This window comes from Vulcanococcus sp. DEBay_Sum22DG08_74 (genome assembly GCF_017852955.1).
Lineage (GTDB): Bacteria > Cyanobacteriota > Cyanobacteriia > PCC-6307 > Cyanobiaceae > Vulcanococcus.
The window spans coordinates 44,683-64,079 of sequence record NZ_JAFMKL010000001.1 but is presented as its reverse complement, the minus strand read 5'-3'; the positions used below and the strand labels follow the sequence as shown (position 1 = coordinate 64,079).

At 66.1% G+C, this 19,397-nt stretch carries 23 protein-coding genes and 3 tRNA genes; 14 read left to right on the top strand and 12 right to left on the bottom strand.

Going from position 1 to position 19,397, the window contains the following annotated elements; translation table 11 throughout:
- The first annotated feature begins 14 nt into the window (after positions 1-14).
- Both QZ184_RS00380 and QZ184_RS00375 read left to right on the top strand, forming a co-directional pair.
- The gene (locus QZ184_RS00380) at positions 15-1,070 is read left to right on the top strand and encodes a dipeptide epimerase (RefSeq protein WP_296417651.1); all 1,056 of its coding nucleotides are present in this window, start codon (positions 15-17) and stop codon (positions 1,068-1,070) included.
- Positions 1,070-2,152 carry a DUF1611 domain-containing protein gene (locus tag QZ184_RS00375; protein ID WP_296417649.1) on the top strand — a complete coding sequence of 361 codons (1,083 nt, stop codon included), beginning with the start codon at positions 1,070-1,072 and terminating at the stop codon, positions 2,150-2,152. The genes QZ184_RS00380 and QZ184_RS00375 overlap by 1 nt, the downstream gene beginning before the upstream one ends.
- Before the next feature lie 45 nt (positions 2,153-2,197).
- On the opposite strand, the gene QZ184_RS00370 is transcribed toward QZ184_RS00375, so the two are convergent.
- Positions 2,198-2,270: transfer RNA gene (locus tag QZ184_RS00370), tRNA-His, on the bottom strand.
- 40 nt (positions 2,271-2,310) lie between these two features.
- Between QZ184_RS00370 and QZ184_RS00365 the strand changes: the two genes are divergently transcribed.
- Genes QZ184_RS00365 through QZ184_RS00355 form a run of 3 tightly spaced genes read left to right on the top strand, consistent with a single transcriptional unit; the run spans position 2,311 to position 5,422 of the window.
- Positions 2,311-2,736, top strand: a complete 426-nt coding sequence (locus tag QZ184_RS00365) for a DUF4359 domain-containing protein (protein WP_296416331.1) — start codon at positions 2,311-2,313, stop codon at positions 2,734-2,736.
- An 11-nt stretch (positions 2,737-2,747) separates the two neighbouring features.
- Positions 2,748-4,025: an amidohydrolase family protein gene (locus QZ184_RS00360; protein WP_296417647.1), complete on the top strand. Its 1,278-nt coding sequence runs from the start codon at positions 2,748-2,750 to the stop codon at positions 4,023-4,025.
- Complete coding sequence (locus QZ184_RS00355) at positions 4,025-5,422, top strand: FAD-binding oxidoreductase (RefSeq protein ID WP_296417646.1); 1,398 nt, start codon at positions 4,025-4,027, stop codon at positions 5,420-5,422. Before QZ184_RS00360 ends, QZ184_RS00355 begins: the two co-directional genes overlap by 1 nt.
- Here QZ184_RS00355 and QZ184_RS00350 read toward each other — a convergent pair.
- From QZ184_RS00350 to murA, 5 genes are all read right to left on the bottom strand, one after another.
- Positions 5,419-5,946, bottom strand: a complete 528-nt coding sequence (locus QZ184_RS00350; protein ID WP_296417643.1) for a pentapeptide repeat-containing protein — start codon at positions 5,944-5,946, stop codon at positions 5,419-5,421. The genes QZ184_RS00355 and QZ184_RS00350 overlap by 4 nt on opposite strands.
- A 21-nt stretch (positions 5,947-5,967) precedes the next feature.
- Entirely contained in the window at positions 5,968-7,167 is a 1,200-nt protein-coding gene (locus QZ184_RS00345; RefSeq protein WP_296417639.1) for a Mur ligase family protein, read from the bottom strand.
- Entirely contained in the window at positions 7,137-8,351 is a 1,215-nt protein-coding gene (locus QZ184_RS00340; RefSeq protein WP_296417637.1) for an aspartate aminotransferase family protein, read from the bottom strand. Before QZ184_RS00340 ends, QZ184_RS00345 begins: the two co-directional genes overlap by 31 nt.
- 41 nt (positions 8,352-8,392) lie before the next feature.
- Positions 8,393-8,474 (bottom strand) — tRNA-Leu (locus QZ184_RS00335).
- A 19-nt stretch (positions 8,475-8,493) separates the two neighbouring features.
- Positions 8,494-9,789: a UDP-N-acetylglucosamine 1-carboxyvinyltransferase gene (gene murA, locus QZ184_RS00330; protein ID WP_296417634.1), complete on the bottom strand. Its 1,296-nt coding sequence runs from the start codon at positions 9,787-9,789 to the stop codon at positions 8,494-8,496.
- Positions 9,790-9,975: 186 nt separating this feature from the next.
- Between murA and QZ184_RS00325 the strand changes: the two genes are divergently transcribed.
- The 5 genes from QZ184_RS00325 to trpC all read left to right on the top strand — a co-directional run bounded on the left by QZ184_RS00325 (position 9,976) and on the right by trpC (position 13,590).
- Positions 9,976-10,059: transfer RNA gene (locus QZ184_RS00325), tRNA-Leu, on the top strand.
- Between the two features lie 106 nt (positions 10,060-10,165).
- Positions 10,166-10,414: a hypothetical protein gene (locus QZ184_RS00320; RefSeq protein WP_010318105.1), complete on the top strand. Its 249-nt coding sequence runs from the start codon at positions 10,166-10,168 to the stop codon at positions 10,412-10,414.
- Complete coding sequence (locus QZ184_RS00315) at positions 10,414-11,217, top strand: RNA methyltransferase (RefSeq protein WP_296417631.1); 804 nt, start codon at positions 10,414-10,416, stop codon at positions 11,215-11,217. Before QZ184_RS00320 ends, QZ184_RS00315 begins: the two co-directional genes overlap by 1 nt.
- Before the next feature lie 35 nt (positions 11,218-11,252).
- A complete protein-coding gene (lpdA, locus tag QZ184_RS00310) occupies positions 11,253-12,695 on the top strand; it encodes a dihydrolipoyl dehydrogenase (protein ID WP_296417629.1) in 1,443 nt (480 codons plus the stop codon).
- Between the two features lie 10 nt (positions 12,696-12,705).
- A complete protein-coding gene (trpC, locus tag QZ184_RS00305) occupies positions 12,706-13,590 on the top strand; it encodes an indole-3-glycerol phosphate synthase TrpC (protein ID WP_010318099.1) in 885 nt (294 codons plus the stop codon).
- Between the two features lie 77 nt (positions 13,591-13,667).
- Here trpC and rpsD read toward each other — a convergent pair whose 3' ends face one another.
- On the bottom strand, positions 13,668-14,276 hold the full coding sequence (gene rpsD, locus QZ184_RS00300) for a 30S ribosomal protein S4 (RefSeq protein ID WP_010318097.1): 609 nt from the start codon (positions 14,274-14,276) through the stop codon (positions 13,668-13,670).
- Between the two features lie 131 nt (positions 14,277-14,407).
- Here rpsD and yidD point away from each other — a divergent pair, with 131 nt between their 5' ends.
- The 3 genes from yidD to QZ184_RS00285 all read left to right on the top strand — a co-directional run bounded on the left by yidD (position 14,408) and on the right by QZ184_RS00285 (position 16,504).
- Positions 14,408-14,635, top strand: coding sequence for a membrane protein insertion efficiency factor YidD (gene yidD, locus QZ184_RS00295; protein WP_010318096.1), 228 nt, complete (start codon positions 14,408-14,410; stop codon positions 14,633-14,635).
- Positions 14,635-14,889 (top strand): glutaredoxin family protein, encoded by a 255-nt coding sequence (locus QZ184_RS00290; protein WP_296417627.1) that lies wholly within the window; start codon positions 14,635-14,637, stop codon positions 14,887-14,889. Before yidD ends, QZ184_RS00290 begins: the two co-directional genes overlap by 1 nt.
- Positions 14,890-14,992: 103 nt before the next feature.
- On the top strand, positions 14,993-16,504 hold the full coding sequence (locus QZ184_RS00285) for a UDP-N-acetylmuramoyl-L-alanyl-D-glutamate--2,6-diaminopimelate ligase (RefSeq protein ID WP_296416182.1): 1,512 nt from the start codon (positions 14,993-14,995) through the stop codon (positions 16,502-16,504).
- On the opposite strand, the gene QZ184_RS00280 is transcribed toward QZ184_RS00285, so the two are convergent.
- The 4 genes from QZ184_RS00280 to QZ184_RS00265 form a co-directional block, all read right to left on the bottom strand.
- Positions 16,501-17,667 carry an aminotransferase class V-fold PLP-dependent enzyme gene (locus QZ184_RS00280; protein ID WP_296417625.1) on the bottom strand — a complete coding sequence of 389 codons (1,167 nt, stop codon included), beginning with the start codon at positions 17,665-17,667 and terminating at the stop codon, positions 16,501-16,503. The two genes, QZ184_RS00285 and QZ184_RS00280, sit on opposite strands and share 4 nt — an antisense overlap.
- A gap of 12 nt (positions 17,668-17,679) precedes the next feature.
- A complete protein-coding gene (locus tag QZ184_RS00275) occupies positions 17,680-17,847 on the bottom strand; it encodes a hypothetical protein (protein ID WP_296416180.1) in 168 nt (55 codons plus the stop codon).
- A 9-nt stretch (positions 17,848-17,856) separates the two neighbouring features.
- A complete protein-coding gene (locus tag QZ184_RS00270) occupies positions 17,857-18,057 on the bottom strand; it encodes a hypothetical protein (RefSeq protein ID WP_296416179.1) in 201 nt (66 codons plus the stop codon).
- 259 nt (positions 18,058-18,316) lie between these two features.
- Positions 18,317-18,547 carry a hypothetical protein gene (locus QZ184_RS00265; RefSeq protein WP_010318088.1) on the bottom strand — a complete coding sequence of 77 codons (231 nt, stop codon included), beginning with the start codon at positions 18,545-18,547 and terminating at the stop codon, positions 18,317-18,319.
- A gap of 450 nt (positions 18,548-18,997) precedes the next feature.
- On the opposite strand from QZ184_RS00265, the gene QZ184_RS00260 reads away from it, so the two are divergent.
- On the top strand, positions 18,998-19,168 hold the full coding sequence (locus QZ184_RS00260; protein ID WP_010318085.1) for a hypothetical protein: 171 nt from the start codon (positions 18,998-19,000) through the stop codon (positions 19,166-19,168).
- On the opposite strand, the gene QZ184_RS00255 is transcribed toward QZ184_RS00260, so the two are convergent.
- On the bottom strand, positions 19,165-19,389 hold the full coding sequence (locus QZ184_RS00255; RefSeq protein ID WP_247479301.1) for an RNA recognition motif-containing protein: 225 nt from the start codon (positions 19,387-19,389) through the stop codon (positions 19,165-19,167). The two genes, QZ184_RS00260 and QZ184_RS00255, sit on opposite strands and share 4 nt — an antisense overlap.
- Positions 19,390-19,397: the final 8 nt, after the last annotated feature.

The following is a 19,397-nucleotide window of genomic DNA, read 5'->3' as shown; positions in this document are numbered from 1 at the left end:
GCAGCTGTCCTTCGATGCGCCTCCGTCTGAGCCGTTTTCGCCTCAGCAAAGCGGTGCCCTTGGCCATCAGCCGCGGCACGACCGCCGCTGTCGAGCACCTGCTGCTGGAACTGGAGCATGGCGGCATCACGGGCCGGGGCGAGACCGGCGGCTTTGATACGGGCCACCGGCACTACGAGACCGGCGCGGTTGCCGCGGAACTCGAGGCCCTGGCTCCCCAGTTGGAAACCCTGGAGCCCCAGCCCTTGCAGGCCCTGGAGCACCTTTTCAAGGACCTCAGTCCCCCGGCCCGCTGCGGCTTGGATTTGGCCCTGCACGACTGGTGGGGGCAGCGGCTGGGCCAACCCGTGCATCGGCTTTGGGGCCTGGATCCTGCGGCCTGCGTCGCCACCAGCGTCACCCTGGGATTGGGCGCTTTGGAGTCAGTGTTGGCGCGGCTGGAGCGTTGGCGGCAGCAGCTGCCCGCCACGCGGGTGAAGTTGAAGTTGGGATCCCCCGATGGCCTGGACCATGACCGTCAGTTGGTGGCGGGGGTGCGCTCGGCCCTGCGCCCAGGCGATGAATTGCAGATCGATGCCAATGGCGGTTGGACGCTGGATGGCGCTCGCCAGATGATTCCCTGGTTGGCCGATCAAGGCGTGGTGCTGGTGGAGCAACCCTTGCCGCCTCTCCTCGATCTGGAAGCCGACCGGGCGGGTTTTGCCGCGCTGCATGGTCTGGCGCCCATTCCCCTGGTGGCCGACGAGAGCTGTTGGGATCTGGGTGATCTTCTGCGTCTGGCCCCCCATGTCGATGGCATCAATATCAAGTTGGTGAAGTGCGGCGGCCTCAGCGAGGGATGGCTGATGGCCCGCACGGCCCATCGCTTGGGGTTGAAGGTGATGCTCGGTTGCTACTCCGATGGCGGATTGCTCAACAGCGGTGCAGCCCAGCTGCTGCCCCTGGTGCATTGGCCGGATCTCGATAGCCACCTCAACTTGGTGGATGACCCCTTCTCGGGGCCCGAGCGCCACGGGGACCGGCTGCTTCCGGCGGCCCGGCCCGGCCTGGGTGTCCAGGAGGTGGGCTGATGCTTTCTGCTGAGCGTCCGGTGGTGCTGCTGCAGCACGGCGGGCTGGACAACCTCTCGGGCAAGACCGGCCTGGCGATGCTGCGCTACCGCTCTGGCCCGATCGTGGCAGTGGTGGACCCGGCCCACGCGGGTGAGTCCCTCGAAGCAGTGACCGGGATTCAGCGCCCCGTCCCGGTGCTGGCGAATCTGGAGGCGGCGCTGCCCTATGGACCCGAGGTGGCGGTGGTGGGCCTGGCGCCCTCCGGCGGCCGCCTACCGATGGAGATGCGGGCTGATGTGGTGCAGGCCCTGCGGGCGGGATTGAGCCTCGCCAGTGGTTTGCACAGCCGCCTGGCGGATGACCCGGAGTTCGCGGCGATTCCCTTGGCGGCAGGCCAGTGGATCTGGGATCTACGCCATGAGCCGGCGGATTTGGAGGTGGCCACCGCCCGGTGCGCCGCCCTGCCGGGCCGGCGGGTGCTGGCGGTCGGCTCCGACATGGCCGTGGGCAAGATGAGCGCCTGCTTGGAGTTGCAGCGCTGCGGCCAGCAGCAGGGCCAGGACGTGCGCTTTGTCGGCACCGGTCAGGCGGGGATTTTGATCAGTGGCCAGGGCGTGGCCTTGGATGCGGTGCGCGTCGACTACGCCGCCGGCGCGGTGGAAGCGGCGGTGCTGAAGGCGGCCGAGGGAGCCACGGCCGAGACCTTGGTGCTGGTGGAGGGGCAGGGCTCCCTCTGTCATCCCGGCTCGACGGCCACTTTGCCCTTGATTCGGGGCAGTCAGCCGACGGCCCTGTTGCTGGTGCACCGGGCGGGGCAGACCCATGTGCGCACGCGGCCGGGGGCGGCTTTGGTGGCGATTCCGCCACTGCCTGAGGTGATTGCGGCCAACGAGGCGCTGGCCGCCCTGGCGCGCCCCGATGGCGCGCGTCCCAAGGTGCGGGCGATCTGCCTCAACACCGCCCTGCTGACGGAGGAGCAGGCCGAGCAGGAACGCTCGGCTTTGCAGGCGCAGACGGGTCTTCCCGTCTGGGATCCCGTTCGCCATGGAGCCTCCTCTTTGTTGGCAGCCTTGCTGGAGGCTGCGATTTGCTCCAAATAGGGCGAATCCCCTGATCCTCAGAGAGAATCAGGGGATTCTGGAAGGGGCGAGCGAGGGGACTTGAACCCCCGAATGCCGGGACCACAACCCGGTGCCTTAACCACTTGGCTACGCCCGCCAGGGCGCGCCGATCCTACCAATGCAACGGCTCTCGATCGATGACTGCCTCCACGGGTGATGGTCGCTGGACTTGGGTGGCGGCAGCCGGTGTCGGCCTCCTGGCGTTGGCCGTGACCAACCCCGGGACAGAGGACTTCGAGGCCTTTGCCGGCGATCAGTTGGTGCGGGCCGCCTCCAGGGAGCTCTGCGCCCCTGGATCCCTACCGCTCCTGGCACGCTTGGTGATTCAGGACTGCCCCCAGCTGGTGGCCAGTCAGCGCAAGGTGCTGGGTCAGTTGGCGGCCGCCTCCAGCCGCCGCTACAACGCCGGTCTGTTCAGCGTCTACACCACTGAACTGGGCGGTCAGACCCTGTTGCCCGGCCTCACGATCCCCCGCTACCGGGCCGTGACCCTGGCTGGTGCGGGTCAGCTGCTGGTGATTCAGAGTTCAGAACAAGCGGCGCAGGGTTTGGCGCAGCGTTGATCGCCTTGGAGATGGAGTCAGGCATCGAGCAGCGGCTGCAGTGTTTGGTGCCGCGGGCCCTGCTTGATCCCGAGCGCAGGGACTTGCCCTGCGGCGATGCCCAGGGATTGCTCCCGGTCGAGTTGGCGTGGCAGGGCACTCAGCTCCGCTCGATCCAACCCTGCCGGCAGAGCGGGTTGCCGTTGGCGCTGACCCCCTTGGTGGATCCCCATGTCCATCTCGACAAGGCCTTCAGCTGGCCAGGCTTTCCCAACTACAGCGGCCGGATGCAGGCGGCCCTGGAGCTGAACCTTGTAGAGGGACAAGAGCGCAGTGCCCAGCAGGTGCTGGAGCGGGGTGAGCGGGCCCTCGATCAAGCCTGGCGCTATGGCCTGCGGGGCCTGCGCAGCCATATCGACAGCGGTGGCCCCTGTTCGCGCCCCAGCTGGGATGCGCTGCTGCAGTTGCAGCAGCGCTGGCAGGAGCGGGTCCAGTTGCAGCTGGTGGCCTTGGCTCCCCTGGCCCACTGGGGCTCGAGTGAGGGCTTGGCGTTAGCCAAGCGGGTGGCGGCTGCGGGCGGTCTCCTGGGTGGGGTCTTGGGACCTCCCTTCCCCAGCAGTGGCCGCGATGGGGCGGAACTGGATCAGCTGCTGCGCTTGGCCGGCACGTTGGGGTGTGGCATTGATCTGCACATCGATGAGTCCTCCGAGGCCCCCGCCGCCGGAGTGCAACTGCTGGTGCAGAGGCTCGAGCGCTTCCACCCTGGGGTGCCGATCACCTGCAGTCACGCCAGCAGCATGGGGCTCTTGAGTGCAGCGCAGGCCCGGCCCTTGGCCCGGCGGTTGCAGCGCTTGGGAGTGGCGGTTGTGGCCTTGCCCACCACCAATTTCTGGTTGTTGGGGCGCGAGCAGAGCGTGAGTTCCGGCTTCCGTCCCCTGGCCCCCCTGCGGCTGTTGCAGCAGGAGGGGGTCGCGGTGGCCCTGGGGGCCGACAACGTCCAGGACCCCTGGTACCCCGGTGGCGACTTTGATCCGTTGGATTTGCTGCGGCTGAGCTTCCGCGCCACCCACACCCCCCCTTGGGAACGTCAGGGACTGATGCCGTTCACGACGACCCCCGCCCGCCTGCTCGGCTTGGACTGGGATGGGGTGTTGCGGGTGGGTGGACCCGCGGATCTGCTCTTGACCAGTGCCGGGAGCTGGTCGGAACTGCTGGCCCATTCCCCCCAGCGCCGGGTCCTGCGGCAGGGCCGTTGGCTGCCGCCACCGGATCAGGCCCATCCCGATCCTCGGCTTGCCAATTTGGGCTGATGCAGAGCACCCCCGATCTCCCAGGCTCCCTGCCCCATGGGCTCCCCGATCCCGCCAGCGCCGCTCAGCTGGAGGCTTTGGCGGCGGATCTGCGGGCGGCTGGATTGCCTCTCCTGCGGAGTGCCGGCGAGCTGGAGGGTCTGGCGGCCGATGGGTTCGTCTATTCCCCAGTGCTGCAACCGCTGCTCTGTGGTCTGCGCGCTCAGATCGGGGTGCGGGTGCAGGCCCCCGAAGAGGTGCTCCAGGTGGCCGCAGCCTGCAGCCGCCACGGCGTCAGCCTGACGGTGCGGGGCGCGGCGACGGGGAACTATGGCCAGTGCATTCCCTTGGCCGGTGGCCTGCTGCTGGAGACCAGCGGCCTGAACCGCCTGCGGCAGGTGGATGCCAGTTCCGGGGTGTTTACGGCGGAACCCGGGATTGTCCTGGCGGAGCTGGATCGCCAGTTGCTCGCCCATGGGCGGGAGCAACGGCTGCTGCCGAGCACCGTGCGCACCGCCTGTCTCGGCGGCTATGTGGCGGGGGGATCCGGCGGGATTGGTTCGCTGCGCTGGGGGTTTTTGCGGGATCCCGGCCACCTGCTTGGGGTGGAGATGGTGACGCTTGAGGCGCAGCCGCGGCTGCTGCAGCTCGATGCGAGCGCCGCCCGTCCCCTGAACCACGCCTATGGCACCAATGGAATCTTCACGGCCTTGACCATGGCGTCGGCGCCGGCGGTGGCCTGGCGGCAGTGGGTGCTCGATTTTGAGGATTGGTCTGCTGCCCTGGCGGCGGCCCAGCAGCTCTCTGGCTCGGCCTTGGAACTCAAAGCGCTGTGTGTGCTGGAGGCCGCCGTGGCCGCACGCTTGCCTTGGCCCCAGGGCTGTCCGGACGGCAGTGGCGGCGCCCATCGTCTGTTGCTCCTGGCGGCACCGGATGCCACGGCCGTCCTGGAGTCGTGGATCAAGGAGTTGGGGGGACGGCTGAGTTGGAGCGCTCCCCAAGGGCAGAGCCGCGGCGTTCCCTTGCGGGAGCTCACCTGGAACCACACGACCCTGCATGTGCGCAGTCAGGATTCAGGTTGGACCTATCTGCAGTTGCTCTTGCCGCAGCCGGAGGCGCCCGCACTGGAGGCCCTGCGGGAGCGCTGGGGCGACGATCTGCTTTGGCATCTGGAGGCGGTTCGCAGCCAGGGCCGTCAGCGTTTCGCCTGTCTTCCCCTGGTGCGTTGGCGGGGAGCGCAAGCCCTGCAGGAGCTGATCGACCAGGCCCGTGATCTGGGCTGCCTGCTTTTTAACCCCCACGTCATCAGCGTGGAGGACGGAGGCCTCGGGGTGGTGGATGCGGATCAGGTGGATGCCAAGCGGGCCTATGACCCGGCTGGGTTGATGAACCCGGGCAAGTTGCGCGGCTGGACTTAGCAGCCCAGGCTGGCGCGGGTGTTGGCGCCCGTCGTCGGGTTGGTGCCCGAGGCGCTGATGCAGAAGTTGCGCTGATCGGCCCGATCGAGCAGGGCGTCGGTGAAGTCGGCGTTCTCCACCTGGGCACCGGTGAAGGTGCTGCCGGAGGCGATGACCCCAACCAGGACGGCATTGCGCAGGTCCGTGCCGCTCATGTCGGTGCGATCCAGCAGCACATCCGAGAGGTCGGCGCCGTTGAAGTTGGCATCGGGGAAGGCCCCTTGGGTCAAGATCGCGCCATGGAGATCGGCGCCGCTGAAGTTGGCGGCTTTACCCACGGCGCCGGCGAAGGAGGTGTTGGCCAGTTGCTGGCCGGAGAAGTCCTTGCCGCTCTGGTTGGTGAGGGTGTAGTCGACGGTGTCCTGGAACAGGGCTCGATCCTGGAGGCCCACTCCGGCTGAGGTGTCGAGGGCCAGGGTCAGGCCTGGGGCTCCCAGCAGGATCACCACGGCCCACAGCCAGCTGAAGAGACGGGTGAAGGTCATGGCGGTGGTGGGGCCGGGACTTCAGTCTGTCGGGTCAAGCAGCGGCAGGAGGGCCGCCACCAAATAAAGGGAGCCGCAGGCGACCGGCAGGCGCTCTGATTGCACCAGCCACTCCAGGTTCTCGCTCAGGTCGCTGGACCCCTCTTCGATGCCAGGGACGTCCTGACGCAGTTCAGCGGCACTCCAGCTGCTGTGCTCCGGCAGGGTCACGACCCGGACCAGATCACCGGGCTCCAGCAAATGGCGCAGCAGATCGGGTGCGTCCTTGTGCCGTTGCATCCCGATCAACCAGCGCCGCTGACCGGGCTGCAGTTCCCGGCGTAGGGCGGCCGCGGCAGGCGGGTTGTGGGCTCCATCGATCAGAAGCGGCTGGCCGCGGAACTGGCGCCGCTCAAGCCGGCCGGGCCATCGGGCCTGCAGCAGGCCGCGGCGGATGGCCTCATCTGTGACCTCGAACCCCTTCTCCCTGAGGGCCTCCGCGGCGGCGATCGCCACGGCGGCATTGCTGCGTTGCAGCGCGCCGCTGAGCCCCAAGCGGGGTCCCCCATCGGCTTCGCTGGCGACAGGTTCTCTCCAGCGCAGTTCGCAGGCGCGTGCCTCGGCCTGCGCCTGCAGCACGGCCTGGACCTCTGGGGCCTGGGGGCCGCTGACGGCGATGGCCGAAGGCGCCATGACCGCCGCCTTCTCCTGGGCGATCGCCTCGAGGGTGGGGCCGAGGTGTTCGACGTGATCCAGTCCGATGGATGCGAAGGCCAGAACGTCCCGCTGGGGGTGGACTGTGGTCGCATCGAGTCGCCCCCCGAGCCCCACCTCGAGGACGGCCAGCTCCACCTCCGCTTCAGCAAAGGCGACAAAGGCCGCCACGGTGATCAGTTCAAAGGGGGTGAGGTCATGGCGCAGCGCCAGCGGTTGCAGCCGTTGCAGCAGCGTTTTGAGAGCCTCTTCGCCGATGGGGCCCTCGGGCAGGCGGATGCGCTCACACCAACTCAGCAGGTGGGGGGAGGTGTAGAGCCCGCAGCGCACCCCGGCGGCGCTGACGATCCGCTCGATCATCGTGGCGATGGACCCCTTGCCATTGGTCCCGGCCACCTGAACGGCTTTGAAGCGCCCTTCGGGATGGCCGAGTTCAGCGAGAGCCGCCTGAATGCGGTTCAGCCCGAGGTCCACACCCCGGCGGCTGAAGGGAGCAATCAGCTCGCTGAAGGGGTCGGGGAGGGACACGCCAGCAGGGCTTTCTCGAGTCGCTTGACCGCCAAACGCAGGTGCCGCGGTTGGATCGTCAGGGGGGGGACAAAACGCACCACATCGGTGCCGGCTGGAACCAGCAGCAGACCCTGGTCCATCGCGGCCTTGACGACGTCAATCGCCTTGGGACCGCCTGTCTGCAGGACCAGGCCCTGCAGCAGTCCCCAGCCGCGCACGCCCTTGACCAGTTGGGGATGCCGTTGGACCAGCTCCAACAGGAGGTTCTGCAGCAACGCACCCATCTGCTCGGCATGGGCCGGCAGGTTTCGGCGCTGCAGTTCGGAGGCCACCGTCAGGCCGGCGCGGCAGGCCATGGGGTTGCCGCCGAAGGTGCTGGCGTGCTCGCCCGGTTTGAGCTGATCTGCTGAGGCTTTGACGCAGAGGGCGCCGATGGGGAAGCCACCACCGAGGCCCTTGGCCAGGGTGAAGGCATCCGGTTCAACCCCCAATTTTTGGTAGCCCCAGAGGCGGCCCGTGCGCCCCACACCCACCTGGACCTCGTCAAAGATCAGCAGGATTTTGTACTGATCGCAGAGATCACGAACCCGCTGGAAGAAGGCCACATCTCCGGGGTTCACTCCCCCTTCACCCTGAAGGGGCTCCAGCAGGACCGCAGCGACGCGGGGGCCTGCGGCTTCGCAGCGATGCAGCAGCGCCTCAAAGGCGGAGATGTCGTTGTAGGGGAAGTAGCGGAAGCCCTGGACCATGGGCTCGAAGCCCTGGTGGTACTTCGGTTGACCGGTCGCGGTGACCGCCGCCAGGGTGCGGCCGTGGAAGCTGGCGTGGGCCGTGAGGATCAGCGGGCCCCGCTCGTGGCTGGTGTCGATGCCCCGCACCTGATGGCCGTGCTTGCGGGCGAGCTTGATGGCCGCTTCGTTGGCTTCGGCGCCGGAATTGCAGAAAAAGACGCTCTCTGCGCAGCTGTTGTCTCGAATCCAGCCCGCCAGTTGCTCCTGCTCGGGGATCCGATACAGGTTGGAGACGTGCTGCAGTTTGCGCAGCTGGCGCTCCAGGGCCTTGCGCATCACGCGGCTGCTGTGACCGAGGGTGCAGACGGCGATGCCGGCGACCGCATCGAGGTAGCGGCGGCCCTGCTTGTCCCAGACCCACACGCCGCGTCCCCGGACGAGCTCCAGGGGGAAACGGCCGTAGGTGTTCATCACCGCCGTCTCAGACGGCGATGTGGTCGGTGGGGGAGAAATAGGAGCGGTGGGACTTGAACCCACATGCCCGAAGGCGCTCGATTTTGAGTCGAGTCCGTCTACCAATTCCGGCACGCTCCCGCGTTGGTGACTTTAGGGGTCAGCCGAGTCGGCGGATCGAGGCGCCAACCGCGTTCAGCTTGCCCTCGAAATCGGCATAGCCGCGGTCGAGGTACTCCAGGCCCTGGACGGAGGTGATGCCCTCAGCGGCCAGGCCGGCGAGGACCATCGCGGCGGAAGCGCGCAGGTCGGAGCCCTGCACCGGTGCTCCGCTGAGCCGAGGGACCCCTTCGATGAAAGCGGTGTTGCCTTGGGTGCGAATCGCGGCTCCCATGCGCTGGAGCTCGGCGACGTGCTGCAGCCGGTTCTCGAAGATGTTTTCCGTGACGACGCTGTTGCCGTTGGCGGTGGCCAAGAGGCTCATGAACGGTGCCTGCAGGTCCGTGGGGAAACCCGGGAAGGGCTGGGTGCGCAGGTCCACCCCCTGAATGGCGTCAGCACTGATGGTCACGTTGGTGCCATCAATCTCCAATTTGCAGCCCACCTCTTCGAGCTTGGTCAGCACGGCACCCAGGTGATCGGTGATGACCGGTGCCACGGTGAGGCAGGAGCGGGTGATGGCGGCGGCCAGCAGGAAGGTTCCGGCTTCGATGCGATCCGGGATCACGGCGTAGTCCGCGCCGTGCAGTCGCACGACGCCAACGATGGTGATCGTGGGGGTGCCGGCGCCGCGCACCTTGGCGCCCATGGCCAGGAGGAGTCCCGCGAGGTCCACCACCTCGGGTTCGAGGGCGGCGTTTTCAATGACGGTCTCGCCCTCGGCCAGGGCTGCGGCCATCATCAAGGTCTCGGTGGCACCAACGCTTGGGCAGTCCAGGTGAATCCGTCCGCCGGTGAGGCGGTGGCTGCGGCCCGGGACGACGGCGGAGACCACGCCGTGCTCAATCGTGACCTGGGCGCCGAGGGCTTTGAGTCCTTTGACGTGCTCCACCACGGGGCGGGTGCCGATCTGGCAGCCGCCGGGCAGGGGCACCCGAGCGATGCCGGTGCGGGCGAGCAGGGGACCGATGCAGAAGAAGCTGGCCCGCAGGCTGTTGACCAGCTCGTAGGGCGGAGCGGACTGGTTCAGTCCAGACCCATCCATTTCAAGGGTGTCGCCGTGGTGAGAGGTGGCGACACCCAGGGAGACCAAGATCTCGGCCATCCCACCGATGTCGGTAAGGGGAGGCACGTTGCGCAGGCGCAGCTGCTCGGTGGTGAGCAGGCTGGCGGCCATCAAGACCAGGGCTGAATTCTTGGCGCCACTGACACGGAGCTCGCCTGCGAGACGGCGACCACCGGCAATTTCTAGTTGCGGGGTGAGAATCTGTTGAGACGGGACGAGAGTCGCGGTCATGGCTAAAGGCGTCCCGCCTGAGGGGCCCTATCCTGACAACAACGAATGAGACCGGCAAGACGGCCGGCATTCGAACTGGCTCGAAGCCATTGCTGGCCTGGTTTGTGGCCGATCCTGCCCCTCCCCAGGCCGGGTCCCTTGATGGGGTACATTTCGCTGGTCGCGCCGAGCGACGCCCCACACCTCGCGGATGTGGCGGAATTGGTAGACGCGCTAGTTTCAGGTACTAGTGGCAGCAATGTCGTGGGAGTTCAAGTCTCCCCATCCGCACTGAAGGCTCCTCCCCTCGGGGAGGAGCTTTTTTATTGCTGATCCAGGCGGCTGTTGCCAGCTTTGGGTCGGTGCCCACTCAGCGCTTCCTTCTGTTTTTGAGTCGATGCTCGTCCTGAAGATCTCCAATGCCCCGGAAGTGATGGCCTCGAAGATGGGGCGCTTCCTTGAGGCCCTCACGCCCGATGCCTTCGACCAGAAGACGATTGAAGACGTGCTGATCAAGGAGCTGATCAAAAATCTGCAGGCGGAGGGTCTGAAGGGTGAGGTGGCAGCGGTGCGGGGCCTGGACCTCGACGACAAAAGCCTCGTTGTCGGCGATGGCCTGCACGTGAGGCGCCACGAAACCTTCTGATGGAGCTGATCACCAGCCGCCGCAATCCCCTGGTTGGCCGGTTGCGTGCTCTGCACCAGTCCAAGGGACGCCGCGAACAGGGCCTGCTCCTGCTTGAGGGCACCCACCAGCTCCAGGAGCTGCTGCGGTTGGGGCTCTCGCCCGAGCAGCTCCTGGCGACCCCGGCCTGGCTGGAGCGCCATGGGTCCCTTTTGGGGGACCTGAACGAGCGTCTCCAGCCCGTCGGGGAAACCGTTCTGGCCGCTGTTGCCACGACTGAAACCCCCGACGGGGTGGTGGCGACCTTCAAGCGGGACGCCTTGCCGAAGGCGCACGGAATTGGATCCTTTGTGCTGGCTTTGGATCAGCTGCAGGATCCTGGCAACCTCGGCACCTTGATGCGCACGGCCCTGGCGGCAGGGGTCAACGATCTCTGGCTCGGGGGCGGCGCTGACCCCTGCCAGCCGAAGGTCCTGCGGGCTTCAGCGGGGGCGGCCCTGGCCTTGCCGCACTGGCGTGATCCCGATCGAACGGGACTGGTCGCGCGCCTGGCTGAGGCGGCCGCCGCGGGACACCAGCTGGTGGCCACGTTGGTGGATCCAGATCGGGCCATCCCCTACTGGGAGCTGGATTGGACCCGCCCGACGGTGCTGCTTCTTGGCAATGAAGGGGCTGGCCTGCATCCCGAGCTCGCGGCCCTGGCCAGCCATCGCGTCACCATTCCCCACAGCCCGGCCGTGGAGTCCCTCAACGTCGGTGTGGCGGCGGCTCCCCTGCTGCTTGAGCGATGGCGGCAGCAACACAACTTGGGATTGGGGGGCTGACAGGGGAGAATGCCCCCCAATTGGGCAGGCCTCAGGTGAGCGACGGCAGTTTCGACTTTGACGTCATCGTGATTGGCGCGGGCTACGGCGGCTTTGATGCTGCGAAGCACGCCGCTGAACACGGGCTGCGCACCGCGATCATCGAGAGCCGCGACATGGGCGGCACCTGCGTCAACCGCGGTTGTGTTCCCTCCAAGGCACTGCTCGCCGCCAGTGGTCGGGTGCGCGAGCTGGCCGATGCCGAGCATCTCAAGGGCTTTGGCATCCATGCCGCTCCCGTGCGCTTTGAGCGTCAGAAGATCGCCGATCACGCCAACCAGCTGGTGGCAACGATCCGCACCAATCTCACCAAAACCCTGGAGCGTGCCGGGGTCACGATCATCCGTGGCAGCGGCCGCCTCGAGGGTCCGCAGAAGGTCGGCGTGCGCGAGATCAACGGCGTTGATCGGGTGCTGAGCGGCCGCGACGTGATCATCGCCACTGGCTCAGATCCCTTTGTTCCCCCCGGCATCGAAACCGATGGCCGCACGGTCTTCACCAGTGATGAGGCCGTGAACCTCGAGTGGCTGCCCCGCTGGCTGGCCATCGTCGGCAGCGGCTACATCGGCCTGGAGTTCGCTGACGTCTACACGGCCCTGGGCTGTGAGGTGACGATGATCGAAGCCCTGGATCGGGTGATGCCCACCTTCGATCCCGACATCGCCAAGATCGCCGCCCGCAACCTGATCGATGGCCGCGATATCGATGCGCGCTCCGGCGTGTTGGCCAAGTCGATCAAGCCCGGTGCTCCGGTGCAGATCGAGCTGGTGGACATGCAAACCCGCGAGCCCGTCGAGACCCTCGAGGTGGATGCGGTCCTGGTGGCCACCGGCCGTGTTCCCACTAGCAAGGAACTGAACCTTGAGGCCTGCGGCATCGAGACCAACCGCGGCTTCATTCCCGTGGATGACCAGCTGCGGGTTCTGGTGAACGGTGCTCCCGTGCCCCATCTCTGGGCAGTGGGCGATGTGACCGGAAAGATGATGCTGGCCCACACCGCAGCGGCCCAAGGCACGGTGGCCGTCGACAACATCCTGGGCCACCCCCGCACGATTGATTACCGCTCGATCCCTGCGGCGACCTTCACCCACCCCGAGATCAGCTCGGTCGGTCTGAGTGAAGCCGACGCCAAGGAGTTGGCGGCCAAGGAGGGCTTTGAACTGGGCTCGGTTCGCAGTTACTTCAAGGCCAACTCCAAGGCCCTGGCCGAGCTGGAGAGCGACGGCTTGATGAAGCTCCTGTTCAACAAGGCCACCGGTGAGGTGCTGGGCGCCCACATCTATGGACTGCACGCGGCTGACCTGATTCAGGAGATCGCCAACGCCGTGGCCCGCCGCCAGAGCGTGAAGCAACTGGCCAATGAAGTGCACACCCACCCGACCTTGAGTGAGGTGGTGGAAGTGGCCTACAAGCAGGCCGCCATGGCCGTCGCCGCCTGAGGAGTCGAGCATGGAGATCCGTCGCAGGCCCCCGAACCCCAAGGTGAAGGTGGCCCACCTGGAGTACGCCGTTCCCCACGAGGAGGGCGAGCCCCGCAACATCCTCGAGAAGATCGTCTGGGAGAAGGACCGCGAAGTGGCGGCGGCCCGTGAGCGCGTCAGCCTGGAGCAACTCAAAAAACAGGTTGCTGATCTGCCGGCCCCCCGCGATTTTCTGGCGGCCCTGAAGGCCTCCTGCCGCAAGCCCGCGGTGATCGCTGAGGTCAAGAAAGCCAGCCCCAGCAAGGGCGTGATCCGCGAGAACTTCGACCCCGAGGCGATTGCCCAGGGCTATGCCGCTGGGGGCGCCAGCTGCCTATCGGTGTTGACCGATAAGCCGTTCTTCCAGGGGGGCTTTGAGGTCCTGGTGCAGGTGCGTCAGGTGGTGGACCTGCCGCTGCTCTGCAAGGACTTCATCCTCACGCCCTATCAGCTCTATCAAGCCCGGGCGGCCGGGGCCGATGCGGCGCTACTGATCGCGGCGATCCTCACCGATCAAGACTTCGGTTACCTGCTCAAGGTGGCCAAGAGCCTGGGGCTGACGACCTTGGTTGAGGTGCATGACGCGGCTGAACTCGAGCGGGTGCTGGCCCTCGATGGTGTTGAGCTGATCGGCATCAACAACCGCGACCTCGCCACGTTCCACACCGATCTGGCGACGACCGAGCAGTTGATGGAGCGCTACGGCGAGCAACTGCGTGCCAAGGGCTGCCTGTTGGTCAGCGAATCGGGTCTCTTTAGCCGCGAGGATCTCGACCGCGTCCAGAGCGCCGGAGCAGATGCCGTTTTGGTGGGCGAATCGCTGATGCGCCAGGACGACGTCACTCAAGCCCTGGAGACCTTGATCGGGGGCTGAGGCCTGCTCCTAACAGGTCGGTATAAAAAAGCCCCCGCCTAAGCGGGGGCTGAGCTGTTGAAGGTGTCTGATCGGAATCAGACCTTGCGGGAGTAGTACTCCACCACCAGCAGTTCGTTGATTTCCAGAGCGACCCACTCGCGCTCGCACTTGCTGATCACCTTGGCGACCTGCTTGTTCTTGTCGAGCTCGAGGTGGGGCGGGATGTTGGCCAGGCCCGGGAATTCCAGGTTGGCTTCAGCCAGCTTCTTGCTCTGCTTGCGCTCGCGGATGGCGACCACATCACCGGCCTTGCACTGGTAGCTGGCGATGTCCACGACGCGGCCGTTCACGGTCACGTGGCCATGGTTCACCAGCTGACGGGCACCGGGGACGGTGGGGCCGAAGCCGAGGCGGAAGCAAACATTGTCGAGACGGTTCTCGAGCAGCTTCAGCAGGTTGGTTCCGGTGGAACCCTCCTGGGCGCGCGCTTTCTTCACGTAGCGCACGAGCTGACGCTCGGAGATGCCGTAGTTGAAGCGAAGCTTCTGCTTCTCTTCCAGACGGATGGCGTATTCGGAGCGCTTGCGACGGGCTTGGCCGTGCTGACCGGGGGGATAAGACCGCTTGGCGGACTTACGGGTGAGACCAGGAAGGTCTCCCAAGCGCCGCGTAATCCTCAGGCGAGGGCCGCGGTAGCGAGACATAGGTGCGGATGTTCAGGTTGATCCAGACATGGCTTGCCTGAGAGCATGGAGCTGTGGTCCAGGGACCCCACTCCGCTGCAAGGCTTAACGCCACGCCAGTTGTCGATCCTATCGCTCGGCCCGAAGCACCAATGAACAGCCTGCTTCAACGCCTGCTGCTGGCCCTGATCGGCTTCTATCGCCTGGCGATCTCGCCGCTGCTGGGCCCTCCCCGCTGCCGTTTCATCCCCAGTTGCAGCGCCTATGGCCTGGAGGCGATCGAGCGCCATGGCCCCTGGCGCGGCAGTTGGCTGACGATCAAGCGCCTGCTGCGCTGTCACCCCTGGACGCCCTGTGGGTGTGACCCGGTGCCCGATTGATGGCAGCTCTGGTGCTTGTGACCCGTGTGGGCTGCTGCCTCTGCGAGGGGCTGGAGGAGAAGTTGCGTGCTGCTGGGGTGTCCTTCGAGGCGGTGGATGTCGATCGCGACCCCCAATTGCTGGCGCGCTTTGACCTGGAGGTGCCGGTGCTGCTGGATCGAAGTAGTGGCGCAGAAAGGGTTTTGCCCCGCGTTTCACCGCGGCTGGGTGCGCCTCAGTTGGCCCTGTGGCTGGCCCAACAGGGGGTTCAGTAGCCGGCCCGCCTGGGGTGTCTTGATTGAGGCTCACGGGACTGGTCTCAGCGGCGACGTTTTCAGCGCAGAACCGACTTAAAACAGCGGTAACGCGCGCCCACCCATGGCCCAACGGCTCCACTCCCTGCTGCGAGAGGTCGGGCTGGCTGTCCCCCCAGGGCTGGGCAATGGCGACGTGCAGGGGGTGAGCTGCGATTCGCGTCGTGTGGGCCCTGGGACTGTCTTTGTGGGGCTGCCCGGCGCCACGGTGGATGGGGGAACGTTTTGGCCTGAGGCACTTCAGTTGGGAGCGGCCCTGGCGGTGATTGGGCGCTCCGCAGCGGAGGCCAGGCCCCCGGCCGATGGTGATGCGGTGTTGGTGGTCTCCGATCCCGTCTCCCGCTGGGCCGGCCTGCTGGCGGCGGAGTTCTGGCAGCAGCCCAGTCAACGCACGGCTTTGATCGGGGTCACGGGGACCAACGGCAAGACCACCACGACCTACCTGCTGGAGCACCTGGCCAGCGCTTGTGGTTACCCAGCTGCCCTGTTTGGCACCTTGATCAACCGCTGGCCCGGCCACAGCATCACGGCGCAGCACACCACGGCTTTCGCCGATGAGCTGCAGGCGCAGTTGGCCCTGGCAGCCGAATCCGGAGCGCGGATTGCGGCCATGGAGGTGAGCTCCCATGCCCTGGATCAACAGCGGATCAGTGGCTGCCGGTTTGCCGGGGCGATCTTCACGAACCTGACCCAGGACCACCTCGACTACCACCCCTCAATGGAGGCCTACTTCGAGGCCAAGGCCAAGTTGTTTGCAGCGCCCTTGCTGGCCCCTGAGGCCCGGGCCGTGGTCAATGTCGACGACCCCTGGGGCAAGCAATTGGCCGAGCGCCTGGGGGATCGCTGCTGGCGGGCCTCCTTGGAGCCGGACTCTGACGCCGATCTACGGATGGAGGCGCTGCAGATGGGTTCGCAGGGGGTCAGCGGAACTCTGATTACCCCGCTGGGTCGCGGAGCGTTCAGCTCGCCGTTGCTGGGCAAGTTCAACCTGATGAACCTGCTGGAGGCCGTTGGTGTCTTGCTGCAGCAGGGACTCCCCCTGGGGGCGATGTTGGAGGCCCTGGGCAGCTTCAAGGGCGTTCCCGGCCGGATGGAGCGGGTTCAGGTGGCCCGCGCGGACTGCGGCGACGCCGCTGCTCCGGCGGTGCTGGTGGATTACGCCCACACCCCCGACGGTTTGGAGAGTGCCCTGAAGGCCTGCCGCCCCTTTGTGGAAGGGCAGCTGATCTGTGTCTTTGGTTGCGGGGGGGATCGCGACCGAACCAAGCGTCCCCAGATGGCGGCGATCGCTGCCCGCTTGGCCGATCAGGTCTTGGTGACCTCCGATAACCCCCGCACCGAAGACCCCGAGCAAATCCTCAAGGATGTGCTGGCCGGGATCCCTGAGGGGACCCCAGTCCAAGTGGACGTGGATCGGGCCCAGTCCATCGCTGCGGCCATCGCCATGGCTGGTCCCAAGGACCTGGTCTTGATCGCCGGCAAGGGCCACGAGGACTATCAAATCCTGGGGACCAAGAAGGTCCATTTCGACGACCGCGAGGAGGCCGAGAAGGCGCTGCGCAGTCGACCCTGTTAGGGAAGCAGCTCACTCACGGCTGCGCTCAGGGCCTCGATTTCTGTGGGGAGGGTGCAGAGATGGGTGCAGGCCCTGAGGCAATCCGGTGAATCCAGTCGCCGGATCCAGAGCCCCGCTTGACCCAAGGCCTCAACCGCCTGCGCGGTCTCAACTCCCTCCAGGCGAAAGCTGACCAGACCAGCTGGCGGGGGTTCGCTCAAGAGGGTGCGGCAGCCGGGGAGCGCCTGCAGGTTTTGCCAGAGCTGGTGACTGCCCTGGCGAATCCTCTCGAGGCGTTCCGTCTCGCTCCCCTCTGCACTGAGCAACTCCAGGGATTGCCGCAGTCCACTGAAGAGGGGCACACAGGAGGTGGCGACCTCAAAACGTCGACCATCGCGGTGCCAGCTGCTGCCGGCACTGCTCTCCTGCTCGAGGCTGCGCCAGCCGATCAAGGTGGGCTGGCCTTGATCCAGGAGCCGCTCGGAGAGGGCAACTCCCCCCAGGCCCTCTGGGCCGCAGCACCACTTGTGACCGGTGAAGGCGTAGATGTCGGCTGCCTGCGCCGCTTCGGCGACGGGAAGGCTGCCCATGGACTGGGCTGCGTCCACCAGCAGCCAGGGTTGTTGGGGGTGCGCCTGCAGGTGTTGGGCCACCGCAGCGATGGGCATCACGGAGCCGGTGTTCCAGAGCAGGTGGGAGAGGACCAGGAGCCGGGTTCTGGGCTTCAGGCAGGTCTGGAGCTGTTCCAGAACGGCTCCCTCAAGGGCCCGCTGGGCGGTGGTCTGGCAGAGCTCCAGCACCGGCAGGGTGGCCAGGGTCAGGTTGTGGCGGCGGGCCAGTTCTTGGCAGGCCGCGACCACGCCTGGGTGCTCGCAGTCACTGATCAGCAGCTCATCGCCCTCCTTCCAGGGCAAGCCCCAGAGGGGCAAGACGCATCCACTGGTGACGTTCTCGGTGAGGGCAATGCGATGGGGGCCGACCCCACACCAGCTCGCCAGGCTCCTACGCAAGCGACTGGTTTCCTGCTCGATGAAGGGCCAGACATCGGTTGTGAAGGGCCCCAGCTCCTGAATGGTGCGCCAACTGGCTGTGATGGCCTCGAGCGATGGGGTGGGCAGAGGCCCCTGACCGCCGTAGTTGAAGTAGGTCTTGTTGGCGAGGGCCGGGCAGAGGTCGCGAAACATTCGGTGTTCTCTTCAGTAGCCCAAGCTGCGGAGTCCGGGCCGGGGAGAGCCCATGCCAGATGCCGGCAGTCCGCTGCCGCCGCTGGGTGTCGGACGCGGTTGTTGCCTCGTTATCCAGACCAAGAGGCCAATGCCCACGATCAAGAGGATGAAACGGAAGGCCCGTCCGCTGGCTGTCATCCCATCAGCCTAGGCAGCCTGATCCCACTCCACGCCCGCGGTTTGTTGTCTGCGATGGAGGCGGAGGAGCCGGAAGCGCTCGCGGCTGCTGAACACCTGGTAGACGAGCTGCCCCTGCGTTCCCGGTGCGGGCTGGCAGTCCACCTCAGAGGGGAGAACCTCAGAGCGCAGCAGATCGCCGTTGTTGAACTGGTACCAGTAACTGCCCATGGCCCCGTTCCCGTTAGGGACGATCCAAGCCAAAGCCGCGGCGATGTCAAGGCCGATGGTTTCATCAGTATTTCTTCCCCTGGTCGACTCCTGACTTCTGCTGGATAAGGGGGAGGAGCCGACCCCGTTCGATGAAACCCTCCGGTCTTCTGGGACTGACGCTTGGTGTTCTGGTGGCGTGTTTCTTTGTGCCGTCGTTCGCTCAAGTGTTGGTGTTGACCCTGCTCTGTTACCTGGCCTATGCGCGTTTCAGCCGGGTTTAAGCGGGCAGCTTCAACACCGCGATATTCATCCCCACGCCAGCGCTGATGCCGATCAGGTTGGAGAGGCCCAGCACACCGCTGAGGACGGCCCAGGTGGCCCAGAAGGTCCAGGTGGCGGCCAGGCAGAAAAACAACAGCGAGATCAACAGCGCTGGGATCCGCAGGGGATGCCCCACCGTCAGAAAGCGAGCCAGGAACTCCGAGACCTTCCGGTAGATCTTGAACATGCGGCGGTTGGCCTGGGCTTTTGGGTTTTAACGGTTGCTGTGGGGGCTTGCTAGCGCCTGCGTTGGAGGCGTTGCCTTAGCCACGGCAATAACAGGAAATCCATCAGCGCAAAGGTCAGCAGGCAGGGCAGGAAGCCGCGTTCGACGATGTGGCAGATCGGTCTGGTCGCATCAACCTGGCAAATCCACAACTTCCCGAGCCAAAAGAGCGCAATCTTGATGGCGAAGTTGCGCCAGGAGCGAGCCGTTGGCGGTTGCATGGCGACCTAGGTGGGAGGCGTGATGCCCTGGGTGACGAAGTACACCGAGACGTACAAGCCAGCGAACACCAGTAAGAGTCCAATGACCACCAATCTCCCGTCCATGGCCGACCGTCCCCTGAGGGTTTGAACACTACTGGTGACAATCCCTTGTGGGCCGCCAACGTGCGAGCTCTAATGGCGCATCGGCATGCATTTGATGGACTTTGAGCCCACAACCGATGGTCTCGGTTACAAGGTTTGCCTGACCAAAGATGGCCATACGGCCTGCGCCTTTGTCAGCAGTGCGCATTTGATTGAAGACAAGCGCCGCCAGCTCGAGGCCTCGATCAAGGCCGATGCTGAGCGCAGCGCCCGCTAGGAGGATTTGCCTTCTTCGATCAGGTCCTTGAGCCAATGGGCCGCCACGGCCCTGGAGATCGAACGGCTGATCAGTAGGTCGCAGATCAATTCCCAGAGCGGTTCACGGCCGGTCTGGGCGTAGTCCTTGGCAAAGGCCAGGCGTTCCTGGGTGCTCCGGCAGGAACGCAGGGCATCGATCAGGCTTTCCCGCTGACTGGTTGAAAGCGTGTCTGCGGGCATGGCCTTGC

What these genes read in the sequence shown, in the direction of transcription:
- QZ184_RS00380 (WP_296417651.1), top strand. Translation starts at nt 15, where the DNA reads ATGCGCCTCCGTCTGAGCCGTTTTCGCCTCAGCAAAGCGGTGCCCTTG.
- QZ184_RS00375 (WP_296417649.1), top strand. Translation starts at nt 1,070, where the DNA reads ATGCTTTCTGCTGAGCGTCCGGTGGTGCTGCTGCAGCACGGCGGGCTG.
- QZ184_RS00365 (WP_296416331.1), top strand. Translation starts at nt 2,311, where the DNA reads ATGACTGCCTCCACGGGTGATGGTCGCTGGACTTGGGTGGCGGCAGCC.
- QZ184_RS00360 (WP_296417647.1), top strand. Translation starts at nt 2,748, where the DNA reads ATGGAGTCAGGCATCGAGCAGCGGCTGCAGTGTTTGGTGCCGCGGGCC.
- QZ184_RS00355 (WP_296417646.1), top strand. Translation starts at nt 4,025, where the DNA reads ATGCAGAGCACCCCCGATCTCCCAGGCTCCCTGCCCCATGGGCTCCCC.
- QZ184_RS00350 (WP_296417643.1), bottom strand. Translation starts at nt 5,946, where the DNA reads ATGACCTTCACCCGTCTCTTCAGCTGGCTGTGGGCCGTGGTGATCCTG.
- QZ184_RS00340 (WP_296417637.1), bottom strand. Translation starts at nt 8,351, where the DNA reads ATGAACACCTACGGCCGTTTCCCCCTGGAGCTCGTCCGGGGACGCGGC.
- murA (WP_296417634.1), bottom strand. Translation starts at nt 9,789, where the DNA reads ATGACCGCGACTCTCGTCCCGTCTCAACAGATTCTCACCCCGCAACTA.
- QZ184_RS00320 (WP_010318105.1), top strand. Translation starts at nt 10,166, where the DNA reads ATGCTCGTCCTGAAGATCTCCAATGCCCCGGAAGTGATGGCCTCGAAG.
- QZ184_RS00315 (WP_296417631.1), top strand. Translation starts at nt 10,414, where the DNA reads ATGGAGCTGATCACCAGCCGCCGCAATCCCCTGGTTGGCCGGTTGCGT.
- trpC (WP_010318099.1), top strand. Translation starts at nt 12,706, where the DNA reads ATGGAGATCCGTCGCAGGCCCCCGAACCCCAAGGTGAAGGTGGCCCAC.
- rpsD (WP_010318097.1), bottom strand. Translation starts at nt 14,276, where the DNA reads ATGTCTCGCTACCGCGGCCCTCGCCTGAGGATTACGCGGCGCTTGGGA.
- yidD (WP_010318096.1), top strand. Translation starts at nt 14,408, where the DNA reads ATGAACAGCCTGCTTCAACGCCTGCTGCTGGCCCTGATCGGCTTCTAT.
- QZ184_RS00290 (WP_296417627.1), top strand. Translation starts at nt 14,635, where the DNA reads ATGGCAGCTCTGGTGCTTGTGACCCGTGTGGGCTGCTGCCTCTGCGAG.
- QZ184_RS00285 (WP_296416182.1), top strand. Translation starts at nt 14,993, where the DNA reads ATGGCCCAACGGCTCCACTCCCTGCTGCGAGAGGTCGGGCTGGCTGTC.
- QZ184_RS00280 (WP_296417625.1), bottom strand. Translation starts at nt 17,667, where the DNA reads ATGTTTCGCGACCTCTGCCCGGCCCTCGCCAACAAGACCTACTTCAAC.
- QZ184_RS00275 (WP_296416180.1), bottom strand. Translation starts at nt 17,847, where the DNA reads ATGACAGCCAGCGGACGGGCCTTCCGTTTCATCCTCTTGATCGTGGGC.
- QZ184_RS00270 (WP_296416179.1), bottom strand. Translation starts at nt 18,057, where the DNA reads ATGGGCAGTTACTGGTACCAGTTCAACAACGGCGATCTGCTGCGCTCT.
- QZ184_RS00265 (WP_010318088.1), bottom strand. Translation starts at nt 18,547, where the DNA reads ATGTTCAAGATCTACCGGAAGGTCTCGGAGTTCCTGGCTCGCTTTCTG.
- QZ184_RS00260 (WP_010318085.1), top strand. Translation starts at nt 18,998, where the DNA reads ATGCATTTGATGGACTTTGAGCCCACAACCGATGGTCTCGGTTACAAG.
- QZ184_RS00255 (WP_247479301.1), bottom strand. Translation starts at nt 19,389, where the DNA reads ATGCCCGCAGACACGCTTTCAACCAGTCAGCGGGAAAGCCTGATCGAT.